Genomic DNA, 23,376 nt, shown 5'->3' with positions numbered 1-23,376 from the left:
TCGGGGGTTTGCATGATGCGATTTAACGCGTCCATGTGCCGCGCCGGGCGCCGGTTCGGCCATCCTGTTTCGTGTTAACAAAAAAGATGTATGTTGATAATGCTAAACGCATGTCGGAAACCGTGGACAAGCGTGCCCGCGCTGCCCTGTTCCGTAATCGCCTCGCCGAGGCGATGACGGATCGCGGCGCGACCCAGGCCGGTCTGGCCCGCCGCATCGGGGTCGACCGCTCGACCGTTTCGCAATTGCTGTCGGGCGAAAGCGCCCGCCTGCCCAATGCCCAGGTGGTGGCCGAATGCGCCGGGGCTTTGGGGGTGTCGGCCGACTGGCTGCTGGGGCTGACCGACCGGCCCGAGAACGCCGCCGACCTCGTCGCCGCCGCGATGGAGATCACCAAGGCCCCGCGCGCGCTGGTCGACGAGCAGATCTTTGCCTGGCACCAGCAGGCGGCGGGCTACAAGGTGCGCCATGTTCCCGCCGGGCTGCCCGACATGTTCAAGACGCCCGAGGTGCTGAAATGGGAATACGAACCCTCGCTGGGGCGCAGCACTGAACAGGCCCTCGGTGCCTCGCAGGACCGGCTGAGCTGGATGCGGCAGGCCCGGTCCGACTACGAGATCGCGGTGCCGCTCTACGAGCTGACCAGCTTTGCCAAAGGGACGGGCTATTACGAGGGGCTGTCGGCACCGCTGCGCCGAGCGCAACTGGACCGGCTGGCCGAGTTGCACGACCAGTTCTACCCGACCCTGCGGCTGCATCTGTTTGACGCGCGGCAGTTGTTCGCGGCACCGCTCACGGTCTTCGGGCCGCTCATGGCGGTGCTTTATATCGGGCAGAATTACCTGGCCTTCCGTGATACCGACCGGGTGCAGTTCATGACCCGGCATTTCGACGTACTGGTGCGCGAGGCGCTGGTCGACGCGCGCGAATTGCCCGCCTTTCTGGACGACCTGCGCAAGGCGACCTAAACTCCGGCCATCCCCTCAGGACGGACCGCGCGCCCATGTTTCCCATCCGCGACCACAACCCCTCGGACAAGGTGCCCTATGTCACATACATGCTGCTCGCGGCGAACGTGGCAATCTTTCTGGTCGAGCAGGGCCTGATCCAGACCCGCGCCCAGCAGTGGGAATTCTACGTCGATTATGCCTTCTTTCCGCTGCTTGTCACCGAGGGCGAGGGTTATTCAGGGTTGATCACCCACATGTTCCTGCACGGCGGGTGGATGCACCTGGGCGGCAACATGCTGTTCCTGTGGGTTTTCGGCGACAACATGGAAGACGAGTTTGGCCATCTCGGCTTCGTCGTGTTCTACCTGCTGTCGGGGCTGGCGGCGGCCTGGCTGCAGTACCTGCCTGACCCCACCAGCCGCGTGCCAATGGTCGGCGCCTCGGGGGCGATCGCCGGGGTCATGGGGGGCTACCTGCTGCTGTTTCCGCGGGCTCGGGTGGATGTCTTCATCTTCCTGATCTTCATCATCCGCATCATCCCGATCCCGGCCTGGCTGGTGCTGGGGATGTGGTTCGGGTTGCAGTTCTTCAACGGCGTGAGCGCTGATATTTCGCAGGGGGGCGTTGCCTACTGGGCGCATGTCGGCGGATTCGTGGCCGGTTTCCTGCTGACCGTGCCGCTGTGGCTGCGGCGCGGCGGGGCGGCCTATTGGGCCCGCACCGACGGCCACCCACCGCACCCCGAAACGCGCCACGAGGTGCGGCCAAGCTCGGTGCCGCGCGTCTCGCGGCGGCGCTCCGGCCCTTGGGGATGACCTACCCCCGGATCACCTTGGCGAACTTGTCGAAGATCGGCTCGGCGGCGCAGACCAGCTCGCCATCGGCCATGATGTCGCCCGCGGGGTTCAGCGGCTCGATGATGCCGCCAGCCTCCTGCACCAGGATAATCCCGGCGGCGATGTCCCAGGCGTTGAGACGGCGTTCCCAGAACCCGTCGTAGCGGCCCGCGGCCACATAGGCCAGGTCCAGCGCCGCCGCCCCCCAGCGCCGCACCCCGGCGCAGGCGGGCAGCAGCCGCCCCAGATCCTGCAGGGTCGCGGGCAGGTCGGACCGCCCGGCGAAGGGCAGGCCGGTGGCAAAGCAGCACTCGATCATCCGCGTGCGGCCCGAGACGCGCAGACGGCGGTTGTTCATCCATGCGCCCTCGCCCTTTTCGGCAAAAAAGCATTCGTCCTTGAACGGGTCATGGACGACCCCGGCGACAATCCGGCCCTTGTGTTCCAGCGCGATCGAAATCGCCCAGTGCGGCATCCCGTGCAGGAAGTTCGTGGTCCCGTCCAGCGGGTCGACGATCCAGCGCCGGGTGGGGTCCTGGCCAGCGATCTCCTCGCCTTCCTCGCCCAGAAACCCGTAGGTCGGGCGGGCCTCCATCAGCGCCTTGCGGATCATCTCTTCGGCGTTGCGGTCGGCGCGGCTGACGAAATCGGCAGGTCCCTTGGTCGAGACCTGCAGGTTCTCGACCTCGCCGAAGTCCTTGAGCAGGGCGCGGCCCACGCGGCGCGCGGTGCTGGTCATGACGTTGAGGTTCGCGCTGCCGGTCATCGGGCACTCCTTGCAAAACCCGGGGCGGTGCATCCGGGCGGGGGATCAAGACGCGCGTATAGGCGCTCGGTCCGGGGGGAACAAGGGCCTAGGCGTCGCGGTGCAGGCGCCCGGCCTCCTGCCGGGCCAGCCGCGCCAGGTGCGCCATGTAGGGCAGGTCGGAATCGGCCGCGCGGACGGCCGCGAACAGCCGCCGGGTCAGTCCGCTCTCGGTCAGCGGCCGGGTGACGTAGCCCGCGCCGTAGCGGCTCTGGCGCAGCACCCAGTCTGGCAGCACCGTCACCCCGCGCCCCGAGCCCACCAGCAGCAGGATCACCGCCGTCAGTTCGACCTGGCGCACCGCCGCCGGCTCGATCCCCGCCGGGGTCAGGAACTGCGAGAAGACGTCCAGCTTGGCCCGGTCCACCGGGTAGGTGATCAGCGTCTCGCCGCGCAAATCCTCGGGCGTGACGAAGGGCCTGTCGGCCAGCGGGTGGCCGTCCCGCGCGACCAGGACAGGCTCGTAATCGAACAGCGGCAGGTAGGTCAGCCCGCGCATGTCCTCGGGGTCGGAGGTGATGACGAGGTCCACCTCCTCGCGGGCGAGCGCCGGCATGGCCTCGAAGGCCAGCCCCGCGCGGATGTCCACGTCGACGTCGGGCCAGGCCCGGCGGAACTGTTCCAGCACCGGAAACAGCCACTCGAAACAGGCGTGGCACTCGATGGCGATGTGCAGCCGGCCCGCGCGGCCCTGCACCAGCCCCGCGAACTCGGCCTGCAGCGCCTCGACCTGCGGCAGGATGCGCTCGGCCGCCGCCAGCATCCGCTTGCCCGCCGGCGAGAGCCGCAGCGGCTTGGACCGGCGCACGAAAAGCTCGACGCCAGCCTGGTCCTCGATGCCTTTTATCTGGTGCGACAGCGCCGACTGGGTCAGGCCCAGAACCTCGGCCGCGCGGGCCAGCCCGCCGGTGTCATTGATGGCCTTGATGCTGCGCAGGTGGCGGAACTCAATATGCATGGCGCTCATGATCGTGTTCGAAGTTATGAATTTGTCTCACAGGCGGTGCTGTGGGACAAGAGCGCGAAATCAACGGAGAGCCCCATGACCCGCCCTGCCCTGTCCTTCGAGTTCTTCCCGCCCAAGTCGCTGCCGCAATCCTTTCGCCTGTGGGATTGCGTGACCGCGCTGGCTCCGCTGGCGCCCGACTTCGTGTCGGTGACTTACGGCGCCGGCGGCACCACACGCAAACTGACTCACGAGGCGGTGCAGGCCATCGGCGCGCAGACCGGGCTGGACGTGGCCGCGCATCTGACCTGCGTGGAGGCCAGCCGCGACGAGACGCTGGGCATCGCCGAGGAATATCGCAAGGCGGGCGTGGACCGCATCGTCGCCCTGCGTGGCGACCCGCCCAAGGGTGCGGGCCGGTTCGTGGCGCGGCCCGACGGGTTTTCCGGGTCGGTTGATCTCGTGGAAGCACTGGCCGGACGCGGCTTTGACGTCACCGTGGGCGCCTACCCCGAGAAACACCCCGACGCGGCCGATCATTCGGCCGATATCGAGCACCTCAAGCGCAAGCTCGACGCGGGGGCCGATACCGCGATCACGCAGTTCTTTTTCGAGGCCGAGACCTTTTTCCGGTTCCGCGACGCCTGCGAGAAGGCGGGGATCGACGCGCCGATCATTCCCGGCATCCTGCCGGTCGAGAACTGGGCCGGCACGCGCCGCTTTGCCGAGGCCTGCGGCACCTCGATCCCGCAGGTGGTCGCCGATGCCTTCGAGACCGCCGAGCGCGATGGCGGGGCCGACCTGCTGGCCACGGCACTGGCGACGGAACTGTGCGACGATCTGTTGTCGGGCGGGGTCGAACATCTGCATTTCTACACGCTCAACAAGCCGGACCTGACGCGCGATGTCTGCCACGCGCTTGGCCTGACCCCGGGCGTGAGCCTGCAGAACGTCGCCTGACCGGAGACGGACCGCCACGGCCCTGCACCGCCCCGCGCTGCCCCCAGCGCGGGGCAGTTTTCGTCTGCGGCGCGCGGCAGGACAAATGCGCGCGGCACCGACAGCACGCCCGGGATTGACAAGACAAAGTAATTTTGTCAGGTTTTCCCCAGTTTCGAACCAAGGCCTGACATGACCGACACAACAACCCCCTGCCGCGGGGCCGCCCCCGTCGGGCGCCTCGCCGACCTGCCGCCCCACGAGGCCGCCGCCGTTGTCGCCCTGCGCGAATGGACGGGCACGCCGCCGGCCGAGGTGGCCCGCGGGGTCTATTACCTGGGCCAGATCCTGGAGGCGCTGCAGCATTTCGGGCGCCGCCCGCTGATGCGCCACCATGTCGGGTGCCAGTGCCTGGGGGCCGACGAGGCCTGCCTTGCGCAGTTGATCGGCAGTGCCGCCGAGGGCGCGCGCGAGGACGCGATGATGATCGCCTGCCTGCTGGTCCGCGCCGACGCCGCGCCGATCGTCGCCGACATCGCCCAGATGGCGGCACTGCACCTGCAGCGTGACGGCGGGGCGCCCCATGGGCGGGACACTCCGGACCCGAGCTGCCCCGCCCGCCCCGTCCTGCACTAGGCGCGGTCTGCGGCCAGCGCCTCGGCCTCGGCCGGCAGGCGCGCGGCCAGCGTCGGGTGCAGGCGCTCGGACCGGTCGCGCCCGACAACGCGGGGTTTGCGCAGCCAGAACAGCTTGGCCCAGCCCTGCCACGTCCCGACCGAGGGGGCGTCCGCGTCGCAGGGAAAGCGGGCGCGCCAGTTTTCGGGCAGGGGCAGGCCGCAGCCCTCCAGCCGCTCCAGCATCCAGACCAGCGAGATGTTCGACAGCGGCCGTGCGGCGTGGAACCCGCTCAGCTGGCCGCCCACGTCGCCATGGGTGCCGCGGAACCAGACCTGTTCGACCCGCGCCGTACGCTCGGGCGGACAGGCCCAGAGGACAGGCGCATAGGCCTCGCGCGTTTCGTCATGCGCCAGCGCGTGAAAGCCGTGCCGAATGCAGGGCCCCAGCGTGTGATTGTGAAACCGGTGCTTCGGCTCAGTGACCTGCCACAACAGCGGCAGCCGCAGGCCCAGCGCCTTGACCGTGTCCCAGACCGCGACGGCCTCGATCGCGACCGCCTGCTGGCAGTAGTCGCGGCAGAAGGCCTCGGCCACCGGGCCGCGCGCCCCGGCGCGGTAGTGACGATAGGCCTGGCGAATCATGCGCTCGGTCGCGCAGTCGGCGCGCACCAGCCCCACCATGTCGACAATGCCCGCCAACGAGCGCACGGCGTAGGCCCCGCGCGAGAACCCGGCCAGGATGATGGTGTCGCCGGGCCGGTAGCGCGAGGCCAGCACACCGTAGGCCCGCTGGATCTGGCGGTTGATACCCCGGCCCATCATCACGTCCATCGTGCGCGACCAGTCGCGCCACTGGATGCCCGCCTCGTAATATACCGTCAGGTTGGCGCGGCGTCCGGCCTCGAGGATCAGCTTGTAAAGCTGGCCGGCGTGGCTCTCGCAGCCCTCGGCGAGCGAGGACATGGTTCCGTCGATGATGATGACATGGGTTGCGGGGCCACGGCGACGGTGCGCCCCGGCCTCGGCCCGGGGGCCGCGGCCGAAAAGCGACAGAAGGCGGTCACGAACCCCCATGCCCGGCCTCGTGCAGAAGCTCCCAGACCCGGTGCGGGGTAAAGGGCATGTCGGCCCGGGCCACCCCGCGCGCGGCCAGCGCATCGCGCACCGCGTTGGCGGTGGCCGCCATCGACCCGACCGTTCCGGCCTCGCCGCAGCCCTTCATGCCCATCGGGTTGTAGCGCGAGGGCGTCGATTGCGTGGCAAACCCGAACATTGGCACATCATCGGCACGCGGCATGGCGTAGTCCATGAACGTTGCCGTGATGAGCTGGCCGTCGGCGTCGTAGTGGGCGTGTTCCGTCAGGGCCTGGCCGACGCCCTGAACCACCCCGCCGTGCACCTGACCTTCGACAAGCATGGGGTTGATGAGATTGCCGAAATCGTCAACCACCGTGTAGCGGTCCAGCGTCACTTTGCCGGTGTCCGGGTCGACCTCGACCTCGGCGGCATGGGCGCCGTTGGGAAAGGACCGGTTCTCCAGCCGGGTGGTGCGCGAATGGCTCAGCAGGTCGCCGCGCCCCTCGGCGCGGGCCATCTCGGCCACCTCCAGCATGGTCGGCGTCAGGTTGGAGCCGGGGATGCGAAACCGCTCGTCGTCGAAGGTGATGTCGGCGGCGGCAACGCCCTCGCGCTCGGCCAGGAAGGCGGCAAAGGCCTCGGTGATGGCCGCGACCGCGCCCAGCGTGGCGGTGTTCTGCACCGTGACCGAGCGCGATCCCCCCGTGCCGCCACCCTGCGCGATCAGGTCGCTGTCGCCCTGGACCACGGTGATCCGGTCGGCCGGGATGCCGGTCTGGTCGGCCAGGAACTGCGCGAAGACGGTCTCGTGTCCCTGCCCGTTCGATTGCGTGCCCACGAAGATCGCGGCGGTGCCGTCGGCATTGAAATCGACCCGGGCGGTTTCCTCGGGATCGCCCAGGATGCTCTCGATGTAGTAGCACAGCCCCAGCCCGCGCAGCTTGCCGCGCGCCTGCGACTCGGCGCGGCGGGCGGCGAACCCGGCGCGATCTGCATTATGTTCCAAAAGGTCAAGAACGCGGTGGAAATCACCCGTATCATAGGCCTGTCCGGTCGCGGATGTGTAAGGGAACTTCTCGGCCGGGATGAAATTGCGCCGGTGCAGGTCCCAAGGATCGACGCCCAGATCACGCGCGGCGTAGTCCATCGCGCGTTCGAGAACATAGATCGCCTCGGGCCGGCCGGCGCCGCGATAGGCATCGACCGGCGCGGTGTTGGTATAGATGCCGCGGCAGCGCAGGTGGATCGCCTGCAGGTCGTAGACCCCCGGCGCCACCTTGGAAAACAGGTCGGTCTGGATCGGCTGGGCGAACTGCGAGTTGTAAGCCCCCAGATTCGCGAGCGTCTCCAGCCGGTAGCCGATCAGCCGATGATCGGCGTCAAAAGCCAGCGTGGCGGTGGTCGCCAGGTCGCGCCCGGCGTTGTCGGACAACATCGACTCGGTGCGTTCGGCCATCCAGCGCACGGGGCGGTTGAGCATCCGCGCCGCCTGCGCCACGACGAAGGTTTCGGGGTGGTCCATGCCCTTCATCCCGAAGCCGCCGCCGGTGTCGGGATTGGTCACGCGGATATCCTCGGGCGGCAGGCCAAGGTGGCGCGCGGCGCTGGCTTTCGGCCCCCAGACCCCCTGCCCGTTGACGGCGATGTGCAGGCGGCCGTTGCCCTCGGGCTCTGCGTAGGCTCCGCGTGGCTCCATCGAATTGACGATGACGCGGTTGTCGCTGATCTCGTAGGTCAGGACATGCGCCGCCCCCGCGATGGCGCTGTCCACCGCCGCGGCGTCGCCCAGCGCCCAGTCGAAGGCGATGTTGTCGTCAATACCGTCATGCAATTGCGGCCCGCCGGGGGCCAGCGCGACATGCGGGTCCTGATCCTCGAAGTCGAGCGCGATCATCTCGGCGGCATCGCGGGCCTGCGGCAGCGTCTCGGCCACCACCATGGCGATGGCCTCGCCCACGTAGCGCACCCGGTCGCCCGCCAGCAGGGGCCTGTCGGGGCGCGTGCCGCGGCTGCCGTCGGCGTTGCGCACCACGGTGCTTTTCATGTTCACCTGCACGCCCTCTGCCGCGAGGTCGGCGAGCGTCAGCACCAGCTGCACGCCGGGGGCCGCGCGCGCCGCGCTCACGTCCAGCTCGGTGATGCGGGCATGCGCCACCGGGGCGCGCAGGAAAACCGCCCGCAACGCCCCGGCGGGCGCGATGTCGTCGACGTAGCGGCCGTGCCCGGTCAGGAAGCGCTGATCCTCGACCCGTTTCACCGGCTGGGATTTGCCGAATTTTTCCATGCTGGCCTCTCCTGTCTGTCGCCGCGACCCTAGCGGTTCGCGGGGCCATGTCCAGCCCGGGGGCCGGGGCCTCTTTTCGCCGCGCCCGGGGCGGGTTACAGGGGGGTTGCGACAGCCAGGAAAGACAGATCATGCCCATGGAAAAGACCTTCGACGCCGCCGCGGCGGAACCGCGCATCTACAAGGCCTGGGAAGACAGCGGCGCGTTCAAGGCGGGCGCCAACGCCACGCGCGACGAGACCTTTTCCATCATGATCCCGCCGCCCAACGTGACCGGCGCGCTACACCTGGGCCATGCCTTCAACAACACCCTGCAGGACATCCTGATCCGCTGGCACCGGATGCGCGGCTACGACACGCTGTGGCAGCCGGGGCAGGACCATGCCGGCATCGCCACGCAGTTGCAGGTGGAAAAGAAGCTCAAGACCGAGGAAGGCCTGCGCCGCACCGACCTGAGCCGCGAGGACTTCCTCGCCAAGGTCTGGGAATGGAAGGACCAGTACGGCGGCCAGATCATCGACCAGCTCAAGCGGCTTGGTGCCTCCTGCGACTGGTCGCGCAATGCCTTCACCATGTCCGGTGCGCCGGGCGCCCCGGAAGGCAACGCGGGCAATTTCCACGACGCCGTCATCAAGGTCTTCGTGGACATGCACCGCAAGGGGCTGATCTACCGCGGCAAGCGGCTGGTCAACTGGGACCCGCATTTCGAGACCGCGATTTCCGACCTCGAGGTCGAGAACATCGAGGTCGACGGCCACATGTGGCACTTCAAGTACCCGCTCGCCGGGGGCGAGACCTACACCTACGTCGAGAAGGACGAAGACGGCACCGTGGTGCTGGAGGAAGAGCGCGACTATATCTCGATCGCCACGACACGGCCCGAGACGATGCTGGGCGACGGCGCGGTTGCCGTGCATCCCGACGACGCGCGCTATGCCCCCATCGTCGGCAAGCTTTGCGAGATCCCGGTCGGCCCGAAAGAGCACCGCCGCCTGATCCCGATCATCACCGACAGCTACCCCGACCCCGCCTTCGGGTCGGGCGCGGTCAAGATCACCGGCGCGCATGACTTCAACGACTACGAGGTCGCCAAGCGCGGCAGCATCCCGATGTATCGCCTGATGGACACCAGCGGGCACATGCGCGCCGATGGCGCCCCCTACGCCGAGGAGGCCGGGCGCGCGCAGGACCTTGCCCGCGGCGCGGAGTTCACCATGGCGCAGGTCGACGCGATCAACCTCGTCCCCGAGGCCTATCGCGGGCTCGACCGGTTCGAGGCCCGCACCCGCGTGGTCGCGGACATCGACGCCGAGGGCCTGATGATCGCGGTCGAGGACAAGAAAATCATGCAGCCCTTCGGCGACCGCTCAAAGGTGGTGATCGAGCCGATGCTGACCGACCAGTGGTTCGTTGATGCCGAAAAGGTCGTCGGCCCCGCGCTGGAGGCCGTCCGCGAAGGCCGCACCGAGATCATGCCCGAAAGCGGCAAGAAAACCTATTTCCACTGGCTGGAAAATATCGAGCCTTGGTGCATCTCGCGCCAGCTCTGGTGGGGGCACCAGATCCCGGTGTGGTACGGGCTGAACCTCGGTGTCGATGACGACCTGAATGCCAGTGGCGCGCTGGACGAAGTGCGCCTGCTGGACCTTCTGACCGAGGGCGGCATGCTGCACCGGCAGGAGGTCAGCCACTGCGCCTTCAGCTTCGACGAAGTCATCCCGCTGTTCGAGAACGACAACATCGACGTCCCGAACCCGATCAGCCATGCCCGCGTGATCGAGGTTGCCGACAAGCAGGAGGCGATGCACACCTTCGCCGCCGCGCTGGCCGAGTACAACGTCACGCAGGACCTGACCAAGCTGGTCTACCCGGTCTGGCGCGACCCCGACGTGCTCGACACCTGGTTCTCCTCGGGCCTCTGGCCTATCGGCACGCTGGGCTGGCCCGAACCCACCGAGGAGTACGCCAAGTATTTCCCCACCGACGTGCTGATCACCGGGCAGGACATCCTGTTCTTCTGGGTCGCGCGGATGATGATGATGCAGAACGCCGTGGTCGGGCAGGACCCGTTCCATACCGTCTACCTGCACGGGCTGGTGCGCGACGCGAAGGGCAAGAAGATGTCCAAGACCACCGGCAATGTCATCGACCCCATCGCGGTGATCGAGGATTACGGCGCGGATTCCCTGCGCTTTGCCAACGCGGCCATGGCGGCCATCGGCGGGGTGCTGAAACTCTCGGAAGACCGCATCAAGGGCTACCGCAACTTCGGCACCAAGCTCTGGAACGCCTGCCGCTTTGCCGAGATGAACGGCGCCACCGGGTCGGACGGCAGCCTGCCGCAACCCACGGCCACGGTGAACCGCTGGATCATCGGCGAAACCGCCCGCGTGCGCGCCGAGGTGGACGCGGCCCTGGCGGCCTATCGCTTCAACGATGCCGCCTCGGCGCTTTATCACTTCGTCTGGAACGTGGTCTGCGACTGGTATGTCGAGTTCTCCAAGCCGCTGCTGCTGGACGGCGGCGCGGCCGAGCAGGCCGAGACGCGCGCAACCATGGCCTGGGTCATGGACCAGTGCCTGATCCTGCTGCACCCGATCATGCCCTTCATCACCGAGGAGCTCTGGGGCACGCTCGGCACCCGCGACAAGATGCTGGTCCATGCCGACTGGCCCACCTACGGCCCAGAACTGGTGGACGACGCGGCCGAACGCGAGATGCGCTGGGTCATCGCCTTCATCGAGGGCGTCCGCTCGGCCCGGGCGCAGATGAACGTGCCGGTGGGGCTTTACATCCCCGTGCTGCAACTTGAGGCCGACGCCGCCGCCCGCACCGCGCTGGCCAACAATGAGGCCCTGATCAAGCGCATGGCCCGGATCGCAACGCTGCAAGAGGCGAGCGAGGCGCCACGGGGCGCGCTGTCGGTGACGGCGCAGGGCGCGCAGTTCGCCCTGCCGCTGGCCGACATCATCGACGTCGAGGCCGAGAAGGCGCGCATCGCCAAGGTCATGGGCAAGCTGGACAAGGAAATTGCCGGGCTGTCGGGGCGTCTGGACAACCCCAACTTCGTGGCAAGCGCCCCCGAAGAGGTTGTCGAGGAGACGCGCGAGACCCTGGCCCTGCGGCAGGAGGAAATGTCCCAGCTAAAGGCCGCCATGACCCGGCTGGAGGACATGGGCTGACCGTGTTGCTGCGTCATCCTCGCCAATGAACTCACGCCCCGCCCCCGGCCCTTTTCAAACCCGCCACGACTTGTCACTTTGACCCATGGACCATGATCCCCGCCTGACCCCGCTCGTCCAAGGCCTGCCGCGCACCGTGCCCTTCGTCGGCCCCGAGGCGCACGAACGCGACCGCGGCCGCCCCTTCCGCGCCCGGTTGGGCGCCAACGAAAGCGTCTTCGGCCCATCACCGCAGGCCGTGGCGGCCATGCAGGAGGCCGCGGCGGAAGTCTGGAAATACGGCGACTCGGCCAGTTTCGACCTGCGCCACCATCTGGCCGCGCACCACGGCGTGGCGATGGACAACATCGTCATCGGCGCCGGGATCGACGGGCTGCTGGGCGCATTGGTGCGGCTGACCGTGCCGCTGGGCGCGCCGGTCGTGACCTCGGACGGCGCCTATCCCACGTTCAACTACCACGTCACCGGCCACGGCGGGGTGCTGCACAAGGTGCCCTACACTGCCGATCACGAGGACCCCGAGCGCCTGATCGCCAAAGCGGCGCAGGTGGGTGCGCGGCTGATCTACCTGTCCAACCCCGACAATCCCATGGGCACCCGGCACGACGCAGCCACCATCGCGCGCATGGTCGCGGCCGTCCCCGACGGCAGCCTGCTGGTACTGGACGAGGCCTATATCGACTTTGCCCCCGACGGCACCGCCCCCGGGATCGACCCCGACGACCCCCGCGTCATCCGCCTGCGCACCTTTTCCAAGGCGCACGGGCTGGCCGGCGCGCGGGTGGGCTATGCCATCGGCGATACCGCGCTGATCGGGGCCTTCAACCTGGTGCGCGATCACTTCGGCATCGGGCGCATCAGCCAGGCGGGCGCGCTGGCCACCGCGCAGGACGGCGACTGGCTGGACCATGTGCGCACCGAGGTGGCCCGCGCGCGCGACCGCATCGGGGCCATCGCCGCCGACAACGGCCTGACCGCGCTGACCTCGGCGGCCAGTTTCGTGGCCGTGGACTGCGGCGGCGACGGGGGCTTTGCCAAAACGGTGCTCGACGGCTTGCTGGCGCGCGACATCTTCGTGCGCATGCCCTTCGTCGCCCCGCAGGACAGGTGCATCCGCATCAGCGCCGGCCGACCGCAGGACCTCGACCTGCTGGCCGAGGCCCTGCCGGGCGCGCTGGCGGATGCACGAAAGCGTTAGGTGAGTCGCGCTGAATCCGCGTTAAGTTTGCCGGGAAGCTGTTGCCGGAGGCTGCCATGTATCACTACCCCCGCCGGGTCGAGAATTACACGACGCCCTTCCTGTGGATGGTCGGCGTGCTGCTGTTCATGGTCTTCTGGACGATTGCCTCGGTCGCGGGCTTCTTCTGGGTGGTGATCAGCGCCACCGGGATCGAGCTTGGCCTGCGGGCCCTGGGGACGCGCCGCCGCTAGACCGGCCGCGCCAGATCGGCCAGCACAGCGCTGGCCGCTGCCGTGCCGCCCGGCCCGTGCGGGATGTCGAGGGCCGCCAGCCCCGCCTCGATACTGGCCAGCACGCCCAGGACCATGTGCGCGTTGACATGGCCCATGTGGCCGATGCGGACGAAGGCGCTGGCGGGATCGCGGCCCAGCCCGATACCCAGCGTGACGCCGGCCGTCCGTTCGACCCAGCCGCGCAGGGCATCGCCCTGCCCCGGCTCCAGCCCGATCGAGGTGATGGCCCGCGACCGCGCCGCAGGATCGGGCACGTTCAGCCGCAGCGGCCCGCCTTCACCCCAAACGTCGCAGGCCGCCCATATCGCCCGGGCCAGCCCGTCGTGCCGGGCCCAGATCGCCGGCAGGCCCTCCTCGTCGATCATGTCGAGTGCCTCGCGCAGCGCAAAGAGGTGATGTGTGGGCGCCGTACCGTCGAAATACTTCCAGTATTCGTCCGGGTCGACCCGCGGGCGCCAATCCCAGTAGCGGCTGACGCGGGCCAGCGAACCGCGCTGCGCGTCCGCCCTGTCGTTGAACCAGACAAAGCCCAACCCCGGCGGCGTCATCAGCCCCTTCTGACTGGCCGCGATGGTCACATCCGCGCCGCTGGCGTCCATCTCGTAGCGGTCGCAGCCCAGCGAGGCGATGGCATCCACCATCAACAGCGCGTCGTGCCCGGCTGCATCCATGGCCGCGCGCACCGCGCCGACATCGTTCAGCACCCCGGTCGAGGTATCGACCAGCACCATCAGCACCGCCCTGATCCGACCCGCGCCGTCTGCGCGTAGGGCATCCTCGATCCGGGCCGGGTCCACCGCGGCACTGTCACCGAAATCGAGCAGGTCGACGGCGACGCCGAGGCCCTTGGCCATTTCGCCCCAGCCCTTGCAGAAAACGCCTGTGGCCAGCACCAGCACCCGGTCGCCCTCGGCAACGACATTGGCGAGCGCCGCTTCCCAGGTGCCATGGCCGTTGGCGATGTAGATCGCCGCATGCCCGGACGTGCCCGCCACGGCCCGCAGATCAGGGATCAGCGAATGCGTCATCTCGTGCAGCGCGCCGGTGTAGATGTTGGGCGCGGGGCGCTGCATGGCTCGCAGCACCCGGTCCGGCATGACCGAGGGGCCGGGGATCGCCAGGTAGGGCAGGCCGTTCGCGAACATCTCGATTCCCCGGTCCTCAGGTTGTCTTCCCAGCACACTACGCCGCGCCGAACCGGCGTCAATCCGGGCCGCGCGCTGCCGCCCCTTTTCGCCCGCCCCGATTCCGCGTAAACGGCGCGGACGAGTGGCATCGAAAGGCCCAGCGCGCCCATGGTCTCGGGACTGTTCCATAGAATTCACCGCTGGGAGCGGGACCTGCACAACCGGCTGGGGCGGGACATCTCGACGCCCGCGGCACGGCGCGGCGCCTGGTTGCACTACCAGTTTCTCGACCACGGCATCCTGCGCCACCTCTGGACGAACTTCGACCGGGTCGCGCCGGATGTGTATCGCTCCAACCAGCCCGACCCGAGGCGCCTGCGCCGCATGGCCCGGCGCGGTATCCGAACCGTGCTGAACCTGCGCGGGGCGACCGCGCATTCGCCCTACCTGTTCGAGCGCGAGACCTGCGAGGCGCTGGGAATGACCCTTGCCGACCTGCGCCTGAACGCGCGCCGGGCGCCGCCGCGCGCTGCCCTGCTCGAGCTGATCGACCTGCTGGCATCGCTTGACCGACCGCTGCTGATCCATTGCAAGTCCGGCGCCGACCGGGCCGGCCTGGCCAGCGCCATCGTTCTTCTGACGCGGGACGGGGCCGACATCGCGGGCGCCCGGCGCATGCTGTCCTGGCGCTACCTGCACCTGCGCGCCACGGCCACAGGCGTGCTGGACCAGGTGATCGCGGACTACGCCGCCCGGCGCGCGTTGGGCGAGATCGGGTTCCGCGACTGGGTGGCCCAGCACTACGATCCCGACACGACCACGGCCAATTTCGCCGCCCGCCGGAGCCGGGCATGAGCCCGCGCCGTCAATCCATGGGCCGCTGGCTCTGGCAGACCTACCTGCGCGAACACCTGCCCATCATCGTGATCGCGTTGGTCGTCATGATGATCGAGGGCGCCACCCTCGGCGTCATGAGCTACATGACCAAGCCGATGTTCGACAATGTCTTCATCGGTGGCGACATGGCCGCGCTCTGGGTGGTCGGGCTGATCATCATGGGGGTGTTTTTCCTCCGCGCCGTGACCTCGGTGACCCACCGGGTGCTGCTCAAGCGGATCGCCGAAGTCAGCGCGGCGCGTATGCGCACCGATCTCATGGCCCACCTGATGACCCTCGACATGGGCTTTCATCAGGCCTATTCGCCGGGCACCCTGATCGAACGGGTCCAGGGCGACGTGCAGGCCCTCGGACGGGTCTGGACGGGTATCATCACCGGGCTGGGGCGTGACGTGATCTCGGTGTTCTGGCTATTTGGCGTGGCGCTTTTCATCGACTGGAAATGGACGCTGGTGGCCCTGGTGGGCATTCCGCTGCTAGTGGCACCCTCGCTCGCCGTGCAGCGCTACGTGCGCGGCAAGGCCCGCACCGCGCGCGAGGTCTCGGCCGCGATGTCGACCCGGCTCGACGAGGTCTTCCACGGCATGATGCCGATCAAGCTCAACAGCCTGGAACGCTATCAACAGGGCCGCTACGAGCAGCTAAACGATGATCGCGTGGCCACGGAAACCCAGGCCGCGCTGGGCCAGGCGCTGATCCCGGGGCTGATCGACATCATGACCGGGATCGGCTTTTTCTGCGTGCTGTTCTTCGCCGGGTCGGACATCGTCGAGGGCGACAAGACCGTGGGCGATTTCATGGCTTTCTTCACCGCCATGGCGCTCGCCTTCGACCCGCTGCGGCGGCTGGGCAACCTGTCGGGGCTGTGGCAGGCCGCGGCAGCGGCGGTCGAGCGTATCCGCGAGCTCTTCGACATCCGCCCGACACTGGTTTCGCCCGCCGCGCCGGCGCCGCCGCCGCCGGAAGCGCCCGAGATTTGCTTCGAGGACGTGCACCTGGCCTATGGCGATCTGCCGGTGCTGCGTGGCGCCAGCTTCACCGCGCAGGCGGGGCGGACCACCGCGCTCGTGGGGGCCTCGGGCGCAGGCAAGAGCACGGTTTTCAACGTGCTCACCCGGCTTGTCGATCCCGGCGCGGGCCGGGCCACGCTGGATGGCACCCCGGTCGCCGACATCGATATCGACCGGCTGCGCGGGCTCGTCTCGACGGTGGCGCAAGACGCCGCACTCTTCGACGAGAGCCTGCGCGACAACATCCTGCTGGGCCGCACCGACGTGGACCCGGAACATCTGCAAAAGGTTCTGGACGCGGCGCATGTCTCGGACTTCCTGCCGCAGCTGCGCGACGGGCTGGACACGCCCGTCGGCCCGCGCGGGTCGAACCTTTCGGGCGGGCAGCGCCAGCGCGTGGCCATCGCCCGCGCCTTGCTGCGCGACACGCCGATCCTTCTTCTGGACGAGGCGACCTCGGCGCTGGACACCAAGTCCGAGGCGGTGGTCCAGGCCGCGCTGGACCGGCTGGCCGAGGGGCGCACCACGCTGGTGATCGCGCATCGCCTTTCGACCGTGCGCAATGCCGACAGGATCCTGGTGATGGACAAGGGCCGCGTGGTGGACGACGGCCCGCACGACGCGCTGCTCGCGCGCGGCGGGCTCTATGCCGATCTCTACCGGCTACAATTCGAGGACGGCCGGCAGGTGGTGGATACCGCCGCCGCCAAGCGCAAGCGCAGGCCCGCCGCCACCGCCCCGGTGCGCGCCGCCCGCGGGGTCGTGGCACGGCTTTTCGGCGGCACAGATCCGTCCTAGGTTGAGGGCATGACACAGCGCACCGTTCTACGCATCACCGGGGATGACAGGGCCGGCTTCCTGCAGGGCCTCGTCACCAACGATATCGACAGTTTGTCCGAGGGGCTGGTCTACACCGCGCTTCTCACGCCGCAGGGCAAGCTGATCGTGGATTTCTTCCTCCAGCAGGACGGTGACGCCATCCTTCTGGACGTGGCCGCCGACCACGCGGCGGCGCTGTTCCAGCGGCTGTCGATGTACAAGCTGCGATCGAAGGTCGAGATCGCCGAGACGGGCCTGGTGGTCTCACGCGGGGTGGGGCCTGCGCCCGAGGGCGCCCTGCCCGACCCGCGCCATCCCGCCATGGGCTGGCGCCTGATCGGCGAGACGGACCTGTCCGAGGACGTGGACTGGGACGCGCTGCGCGTCGCGCATGTCATCCCCGAACTGGGCATAGAGATGTCGACGGACAGCTTTCCGCTGGAGGTCGGCCTGGACCGGCTTTCCGGCGTGGATTTCCGCAAGGGCTGCTACGTCGGGCAGGAAGTCACGGCGCGGATGAAACACAAGACGGAACTGCGCAAGGGGCTGACGCAGGTGCAGATCGAAGGCGCCGCGCCGGTCGGCACCCCGATCACGGCGGGCGAGAAACCGGCGGGCACGCTTTTCACCCAGTCGGGCGACAAGGCGCTGGCCTACCTGCGCTTCGACCGGGCCAAGGGGCCGATGCAGGCCGGCGACGCCACCGTGACATGGACCCCGTAAGCGCCGGGCTGGCGCGGCTGTTCGGGGCCGCGCCGACGGGGATGCGCCGTTTGCACGGGGGCGACCTGTCGCAGGTCTGGACCGTGCGCCTGGCCGACGGGCGCGACGTAGTGGCCAAGGACGGGCCGCTGGTGATCCGCGAGGCGCGCATGCTCGAGGCCATGGCCGCGGCGGGCGCGCCGGTGCCGCGTGTCCTCGCCGCCGAAAAGACGCTGCTGGTGCTGGAACACCTGCCCGAGACTCGCCCGAGCGGCGCGGCATGGCACGCGCTAGGGGCCGGGCTGGCCCGGCTGCACGCGACGACCGCGTCGGACTACGGCTGGCCTGTCGACTATGCCTTCGGCGATGTCGCCATCCCCAACGCGCGCCGCGGGGACTGGGTGGCGTTCTGGGCCGAAAACCGCCTTCTGGCCGGACGCGCGGCCCTGCCCGCGGGGCTTGTCCACCGGTTGGAGGGGCTGGCCCGGCGCCTGCCCGAGCTGATCCCAGCCGCACCGCCGGCGGCGCTGCTGCACGGCGACCTCTGGTCCGGCAACGCGCTTTTCACCGACGGGGCGGCCTATCTGATCGACCCGGCCTGCTATCACGGTGACGCCGAGGTGGACCTCGCCATGCTGGAGCTGTTCGCCACCCCACCTGAGGCGTTCTACGCGGCCTACGGCTGGCCGCAGGGGGATTGGGCGACCCGCCGCGCGGTCTATCAGCTTTGGCCGGCGCTGGTGCACCTGCGTCTCTTCGGGCCGGGCTACACGGGCATGGTCGAGGACCGGCTGGCGCGGCTGGGGGCTTAGGCGATCCGTGGACGGATCGCGCCGCTGCGTCGACGCAGCGGCCCCGCGCCCGGTCAGGCGCGTTCGGCGTAGTCCATGCTCTCGGTATTGACGACGATGTCCTCGTCCTGACCGACGAAGGGCGGCACCATGACCCGCACGCCGTTGTCCAGCACCGCAGGCTTGAAGCTGTTGGCCGCCGTCTGGCCCTTCACCACCGGTTCGGTCTCGACGACGGTGCAGGTGACTTTCTGCGGCAGCGTGACGTTGAGCGCCTCGGTCTCGTAATATTCGATTTCGACGGTCATCCCGTCCCTGAGGAACGGGCGGCGTTCTCCCAGAAGGTCAGCGGGTAGTTCGATCTGGTCGAAGGTCTCGGTGTCCATGAACACCAGCATGCCGTCGCTTTCATACAGGAACTGCTGGTCACGCTGTTCCAGCCGCACGCGCTCGATCTTGTCGGCCGAGCGGAAGCGTTCGTTCAGCTTGGAATTGTTGCGCAGGTTTTTCATCTCGACCTGCGCGAAGGCCCCGCCCTTGCCGGGCTTGACGTGGTCGACCTTCACCGCGACCCAGAGGCCGCCGGCGTGTTCGAGAACATTGCCGGGCCGGATCTCGTTACCGTTGATCTTGGGCATGTCGAATTCTGTCCAGACTGTGTCGAAAGGTTGATCGCGCGCGCCTCGATCCTATATCTTGAGCGCGATAGCGGGGCAACCCGACAGATACTGTTTCGGACCCTGCCCAGATATGCGCCAAGCGCATACCTGACATTCCAAAACAGCCCACCCGAATCGTCCGTGAACAGGCATATTGCCCTTCACGCCAATTACAAGACAAACCGAAGGACCCGATATGCGAGATCTCGTCGACGGCACCGCGTTCAACAACGAGCAAGGCAACCGCGCCCGCAAGCTTTTTGCGGCGGTGGTCCTGGCTGCGCTGGATGACGCCATCGCCGATGACAAGAAGTACGGGAACGGGCCGGACCAGATCGCCCGCTGGGCGCGCTCGCGCGACGGGCGCGAGGTGCTGTCCTGCGCGGGGATCGACCCCACCGAGCGCGTCGTCACCGGCCTGATGAATTTCGTGTCCAACGGCGTGCGCACCTCTGTCGCCCTGTCGCGCGAGGAGAGCGAGCGCCGCCACGCTGCCGAGGCCCTCGAAGAGGCCGCTCGCGCGGCCTGACCGCCGTGGTCCGATCGTCTTGACACTCTGATCACAGGCGCACGTCGTGACGCCGTGCAGTTCGTTTCGGGGCACCGGTCTTTGGCAGGCGAGGCCGTCGCGTGTCGTGGCGGCCTGCCTCGCCTTGGCGCGAAACCAGCACGACACAGCGCCACGACGTTTGCCCGGGCGAGAGCCATCGGGGCTGCGGCAACGAAGACAGCGTACGAAAGAGTGCGAGGACTTGCCGCCTTGATCGTTCAAGTGATCCGCACTGTGCAGTTCAGACGGCACATCCCGTAGAGCGATGCCGGTTCCCGCTGTTCCGCGGCGCGGGCTACTCGAAATCCTGGCTGGACAGGATGCGATAGATTTCGCGGCGCACCAGCTTGCGGACATTGCGGGTGATGCGTTCGCCGAGGGCGCCCTGTAGTTCCTCGCGCACGATCTCGGCGACCAGCGTGCGCAGGGCCGCATCATCCAGCCCATCCAGACCGGACAGGTCCTCGTCGTAGACCCGGTCATCGGCGGCGTCCGGCCCGGTGCCCTTGGCCAGCTCTTCTGCGGTGGTGTCCTCGTTGGAGGGGTCGTCTTCGGCGAGGGACGCCGCCGAGTGCGATGTCTTTTCGGGCGCCTCATCGACCGTCCATGCCGCTTCAGCCCCGAAATCGATGCCGGACCGGCGGCCGGGCCAGTCGAAGGTCGCCGTTGTATCGCTGGCCTCGGACCCGTCCGGCTCGAACCCGTGACCGTCGACCGAGGCCTCGAGCTCGGCAATCGTCGCCTCGAGCGCCGACCGGCGGTCTTCGGCCGTCGTCGTGTCGCGGCCCGGGGTGTCGGGGGCCTCGTCGTCCGGCTCCGGGTTATCCGGCGCGCTCTCGGAGGCCGCGTCAGCCACGGCCGCGTCCCGGTCTCGGGCCGAGGGGGCATCCGGCGGGTCCGGCTGGCGCTCTTCGGTGTTCGGCGCGGCGAACTCATCCTCGGCCTGCCGCAGGAAATTGCCAATTGGCCTATCCAGAAGGTGCGGCACGACGGCATTGTCCGTGGTCTCGGGCGTCTCGGGATCGGCCGTCCGGGGCGGCTCCTCATCGCCACGCTCCGACGCGGCCGCCGACGCCCCGTCACCATGTGCCACCAGTTGCGCCGGGGTCAGAACCAGTTTTCCGGGCCGCTCATCCTCGGCCGGATGATCCGCGTCCGGACCCTGCCCGCCGAGTTCGTCGTCCGGGTCCACCTCGGATCCCTCTGCCGGCTCGGGGTCGCGGCCGCGGGCCTGCTCGCCTTCGCTCACGAGTTTTCGGATTGAGGACAGGACGTCCTCGATTTCGACGTTTGATACGGGATCCGACATAGATCACTCTGCTTTTGCCTCGAGGTCGAGTCTACGCGCAACCGGACCGGGCGACAACAGATACCGGTGATTTGAGCTAGTCGCCGATGGACTCCAGCACCCGGTCAAGGGCGCGGCCCTGTGGCGACAGGGTCGCCGGGGCGTCCTTGACCATGTTGTAATAGGCTGCCGGGTCATAGGTCTGAACCGCCAGCCCGAGGTGGTCGGCGGTCATCAGCCCCATCGACGCCAGCACCTCGTAGCTGGCGATGACCTCGTCGGCCTGCGCCGAAATCCCGTTGGCCCGGGCATCGAGCAGTTCCTGCTCGGCGTTGAGCACGTCGAGCGTGGTGCGCGCGCCCAGTGTCGCCTCTTCGCGCACCCCTTCGAAGGCGGTGCGTGCGGCGCGGATCTGCAGCCTCGACGCCTCGCTGCTGGCGCGCGCCACGCGCAGTTGTGCAAAGGCATTGCCCACCGATTGCGCCACGGACTGGCCCGACAGGTGCAGCCCGGCGCGGGCCGCGTCGCGCCGCGCGGTGGCTTGCCGGATCGCGCTTTCCAACTGCCCGCCCGAGTAGATCGGCCCGCCGAAGGTGACCCCGAGGCTTTCGGTGGCGTTGCCATCGTCATCGACAGACGCCGACCCGCGCAGGTTGACCGAAGGGCTCAACCCCGCCTTGGCCGCGCGGAGGGTCAGTTCGGCCGCTGTCACGGCCTGCTGCGCCGCCTTGATCGAAGGGTGATTGCCAAGAGCGAAGCCGCGGGCCGCCTCCTGCCCCCGGTCGAGCGGTGCCGGCGCGACCACGTCGAGGTTACCCGGCGCCCGGCCCACGGCGGCGCGAAACTCCTCGACCGACTGCGCGAGCGACCCTTCGGCGGCGGCCAGTTCGCTGCGGGTGGCGGCCAGGCGGGCCTCAGCCAGCGCCACGTCGGTGCGCGTCACCTCGCCCACCTCGAACCGGTCGCGCGCGGCGCGCAGCTCTTGCTCGATGAGGCTCATGTTGCTCTTGCGCAGGGCGACGAACTCGGTGTTGCGGCGCACGTTCATGTAGGCGGTGGCCGCGCGCAGCAGGACGTCCTGTTCGATGCCGCGCAGGTCCTGGCGGGTTTCCAGCACGAGGGCCTTGGCGGCCTCTGTCCGGTGCTTGCTCGCCCCGCCATCGTAGAGCAACAGGCTGGCGGAGAGCTCGAAATTGGCGGAGGTTGGCTCGGTGCCCGGCGGAGAGAGATCGGACTCGCGCCAACTGTAATTCGCCGACCACTGCACGACCGGCCGCAGCGCGGCCAGCGACTGGGCGACATCTTCGTCCGCGGCGCGCAGCAGGGCGCGGTTCTGGTCCAGCAGGCCGGAATTGCGGTAACTGTCGGCCAGGGCGTCGGCGAGGGACTCCGCGGTCGCGGGGGTGGCAAGAGCCAGCACGAGGCCCGCTGTCGTGGCCAGTCGGCGAAGAAACATCTGGCGCGTCTCCCGAATTGGCCCCGGCGCAGCCGGACGGGCCGAGTTACAAGGTAAAGGCAGGGCGGCGCTCGAACCCCGGTACAACCGGCGCGCCGGCGTTGAAGGCCATCCGCCAGGTCATCGCGCCGTCCAGCTTGTGGCCGATCCGCATGACGCCGAGCGCGCCCTCGCTGAACAGCACCGCCATGCGGCCGCCATCCTTGAGTTGATCGACCAGCGTGTCGGGCACCTGGTCGGCCGCGCCTTCCAGAACGATCACGTCATAGGGCCCCTGCTTGGGCGCACCGGCGGCGAGGGTCCCGTGCACCACGGCGGCGTTGTCCACGTCATGGGCCGAGAGGTTGGCCTGCGCCTCGGTCACGCGGGCCTCGTCATCCTCGACGGCAACAACGAACTCGGCCAGCCGCGCCAGCAGCGCGGTCGAGTAGCCCAGCCCACAACCGAGGTCCATCACGACCTCGGACCCCTGGATATCGAGCGCGTCGAGCATCTTGCCCATGGTCCGCGGCTCGAGGATGACCCGGCCCCCGCCGAGGTCGAGGTTGTCGTCCACATAGGCGGCCTCGCGCCTGTCGTCGGGCACGAAATCCTCGCGCGGGACAGAGAGCATCGCATCTATGATGGGAAACTTGGTGACATCCGACGGGCGGACCTGCGTATCCACCATCACGGTACGGAGCGTTTCGAAGTCGGCCACGAGCTAAACTCTTTCGTTCAGAGTGTTCATCGGTGTCTTGCCACATTGCCCGGGTCCGGGCAACGCCTGATCACCCTTGCACGCCCTCTGGTGCTGGTATATCTCGCTTGCATCGATACGAACCACTGGCGGCGAGTTGGCGGAGTGGTGACGCAGCGGATTGCAAATCCGTCTACACCGGTTCGATTCCGGTACTCGCCTCCATTTCATTTTAAATCATAGGGCTAGCGGCTGGACGGTCGGGTGTAACACAAAGTGGGACACACGC

General features: G+C 68.5%; 21 protein-coding genes and 1 tRNA gene. 13 read left to right on the top strand and 9 right to left on the bottom strand.

Annotation, left to right across the window (positions count from 1 at the left end; all coding sequences use genetic code 11):
• Positions 1 to 110 precede the first annotated feature (110 nt).
• Entirely contained in the window at positions 111 to 968 is an 858-nt protein-coding gene (locus BU124_RS12620; protein WP_084863941.1) for a helix-turn-helix domain-containing protein, read from the top strand.
• Between the two features lie 35 nt (positions 969 to 1,003).
• Positions 1,004 to 1,765, top strand: coding sequence for a rhomboid family intramembrane serine protease (locus BU124_RS12615; protein WP_084863940.1), 762 nt, complete (start codon positions 1,004 to 1,006; stop codon positions 1,763 to 1,765).
• A gap of 1 nt (position 1,766) precedes the next feature.
• On the opposite strand, the gene BU124_RS12610 is transcribed toward BU124_RS12615, so the two are convergent.
• Complete coding sequence (locus BU124_RS12610; protein ID WP_084863939.1) at positions 1,767 to 2,552, bottom strand: inositol monophosphatase family protein; 786 nt, start codon at positions 2,550 to 2,552, stop codon at positions 1,767 to 1,769.
• A gap of 88 nt (positions 2,553 to 2,640) precedes the next feature.
• Complete coding sequence (locus tag BU124_RS12605) at positions 2,641 to 3,549, bottom strand: LysR family transcriptional regulator (RefSeq protein WP_084863938.1); 909 nt, start codon at positions 3,547 to 3,549, stop codon at positions 2,641 to 2,643.
• An 84-nt stretch (positions 3,550 to 3,633) separates the two neighbouring features.
• On the opposite strand from BU124_RS12605, the gene metF reads away from it, so the two are divergent.
• Positions 3,634 to 4,497 carry a methylenetetrahydrofolate reductase [NAD(P)H] gene (gene metF / locus BU124_RS12600; protein WP_084863937.1) on the top strand — a complete coding sequence of 288 codons (864 nt, stop codon included), beginning with the start codon at positions 3,634 to 3,636 and terminating at the stop codon, positions 4,495 to 4,497.
• Between the two features lie 171 nt (positions 4,498 to 4,668).
• Positions 4,669 to 5,112 carry a hypothetical protein gene (locus tag BU124_RS12595; RefSeq protein ID WP_084863936.1) on the top strand — a complete coding sequence of 148 codons (444 nt, stop codon included), beginning with the start codon at positions 4,669 to 4,671 and terminating at the stop codon, positions 5,110 to 5,112.
• Here BU124_RS12595 and BU124_RS12590 read toward each other — a convergent pair.
• Entirely contained in the window at positions 5,109 to 6,167 is a 1,059-nt protein-coding gene (locus BU124_RS12590; RefSeq protein ID WP_084863935.1) for a DUF2235 domain-containing protein, read from the bottom strand. The genes BU124_RS12595 and BU124_RS12590 overlap by 4 nt on opposite strands.
• Entirely contained in the window at positions 6,154 to 8,454 is a 2,301-nt protein-coding gene (locus BU124_RS12585; RefSeq protein ID WP_084863934.1) for a xanthine dehydrogenase family protein molybdopterin-binding subunit, read from the bottom strand. The genes BU124_RS12590 and BU124_RS12585 overlap by 14 nt, the downstream gene beginning before the upstream one ends.
• A 131-nt stretch (positions 8,455 to 8,585) precedes the next feature.
• On the opposite strand from BU124_RS12585, the gene BU124_RS12580 reads away from it, so the two are divergent.
• From BU124_RS12580 to BU124_RS14845, 3 genes are all read left to right on the top strand, one after another.
• On the top strand, positions 8,586 to 11,636 hold the full coding sequence (locus tag BU124_RS12580) for a valine--tRNA ligase (protein WP_084863933.1): 3,051 nt from the start codon (positions 8,586 to 8,588) through the stop codon (positions 11,634 to 11,636).
• An 85-nt stretch (positions 11,637 to 11,721) separates the two neighbouring features.
• Positions 11,722 to 12,834, top strand: coding sequence for a pyridoxal phosphate-dependent aminotransferase (locus BU124_RS12575; RefSeq protein ID WP_084863932.1), 1,113 nt, complete (start codon positions 11,722 to 11,724; stop codon positions 12,832 to 12,834).
• 56 nt (positions 12,835 to 12,890) lie between these two features.
• The gene (locus BU124_RS14845; RefSeq protein ID WP_179141919.1) at positions 12,891 to 13,067 is read left to right on the top strand and encodes a hypothetical protein; all 177 of its coding nucleotides are present in this window, start codon (positions 12,891 to 12,893) and stop codon (positions 13,065 to 13,067) included.
• Here BU124_RS14845 and BU124_RS12570 read toward each other — a convergent pair.
• Positions 13,064 to 14,254, bottom strand: coding sequence for a pyridoxal-phosphate-dependent aminotransferase family protein (locus tag BU124_RS12570; protein ID WP_084863931.1), 1,191 nt, complete (start codon positions 14,252 to 14,254; stop codon positions 13,064 to 13,066). The two genes, BU124_RS14845 and BU124_RS12570, sit on opposite strands and share 4 nt — an antisense overlap.
• Positions 14,255 to 14,404: 150 nt before the next feature.
• Here BU124_RS12570 and BU124_RS12565 point away from each other — a divergent pair, with 150 nt between their 5' ends.
• The 4 genes from BU124_RS12565 to BU124_RS12550 are packed head-to-tail and all read left to right on the top strand — an operon-like array spanning position 14,405 to position 18,476.
• Positions 14,405 to 15,091 (top strand): tyrosine-protein phosphatase, encoded by a 687-nt coding sequence (locus BU124_RS12565; protein WP_084863930.1) that lies wholly within the window; start codon positions 14,405 to 14,407, stop codon positions 15,089 to 15,091.
• Entirely contained in the window at positions 15,088 to 16,941 is a 1,854-nt protein-coding gene (locus BU124_RS12560) for an ABC transporter ATP-binding protein (protein WP_084863929.1), read from the top strand. The genes BU124_RS12565 and BU124_RS12560 overlap by 4 nt, the downstream gene beginning before the upstream one ends.
• Before the next feature lie 9 nt (positions 16,942 to 16,950).
• On the top strand, positions 16,951 to 17,685 hold the full coding sequence (gene ygfZ / locus BU124_RS12555) for a CAF17-like 4Fe-4S cluster assembly/insertion protein YgfZ (protein ID WP_084863928.1): 735 nt from the start codon (positions 16,951 to 16,953) through the stop codon (positions 17,683 to 17,685).
• A complete protein-coding gene (locus BU124_RS12550) occupies positions 17,673 to 18,476 on the top strand; it encodes a fructosamine kinase family protein (RefSeq protein WP_084863927.1) in 804 nt (267 codons plus the stop codon). Before ygfZ ends, BU124_RS12550 begins: the two co-directional genes overlap by 13 nt.
• A 53-nt stretch (positions 18,477 to 18,529) precedes the next feature.
• On the opposite strand, the gene efp is transcribed toward BU124_RS12550, so the two are convergent.
• Entirely contained in the window at positions 18,530 to 19,093 is a 564-nt protein-coding gene (gene efp, locus BU124_RS12545) for an elongation factor P (RefSeq protein WP_084863926.1), read from the bottom strand.
• Between the two features lie 217 nt (positions 19,094 to 19,310).
• On the opposite strand from efp, the gene BU124_RS12540 reads away from it, so the two are divergent.
• Entirely contained in the window at positions 19,311 to 19,643 is a 333-nt protein-coding gene (locus tag BU124_RS12540; protein WP_084863925.1) for a DUF6280 family protein, read from the top strand.
• Positions 19,644 to 19,959: 316 nt separating this feature from the next.
• Here BU124_RS12540 and BU124_RS12535 read toward each other — a convergent pair whose 3' ends face one another.
• The 3 genes from BU124_RS12535 to BU124_RS12525 all read right to left on the bottom strand — a co-directional run bounded on the left by BU124_RS12535 (position 19,960) and on the right by BU124_RS12525 (position 23,108).
• The gene (locus tag BU124_RS12535) at positions 19,960 to 20,973 is read right to left on the bottom strand and encodes a hypothetical protein (RefSeq protein ID WP_084863924.1); all 1,014 of its coding nucleotides are present in this window, start codon (positions 20,971 to 20,973) and stop codon (positions 19,960 to 19,962) included.
• A 76-nt stretch (positions 20,974 to 21,049) separates the two neighbouring features.
• A complete protein-coding gene (locus tag BU124_RS12530) occupies positions 21,050 to 22,408 on the bottom strand; it encodes a TolC family outer membrane protein (protein WP_084863923.1) in 1,359 nt (452 codons plus the stop codon).
• Between the two features lie 46 nt (positions 22,409 to 22,454).
• A complete protein-coding gene (locus BU124_RS12525; RefSeq protein WP_084863922.1) occupies positions 22,455 to 23,108 on the bottom strand; it encodes a protein-L-isoaspartate O-methyltransferase family protein in 654 nt (217 codons plus the stop codon).
• Between the two features lie 130 nt (positions 23,109 to 23,238).
• Here BU124_RS12525 and BU124_RS12520 point away from each other — a divergent pair.
• A tRNA-Cys gene (locus BU124_RS12520) sits at positions 23,239 to 23,312 on the top strand.
• Positions 23,313 to 23,376 lie beyond the last annotated feature (64 nt).

The organism is Salibaculum halophilum, from assembly GCF_002094885.1.
Taxonomy (GTDB): Bacteria; Pseudomonadota; Alphaproteobacteria; order Rhodobacterales; family Rhodobacteraceae; genus Salibaculum; species Salibaculum halophilum.
The sequence above is the reverse complement of the archived record's forward strand: the minus strand, read 5'-3'. Positions and strand labels throughout refer to the sequence as shown.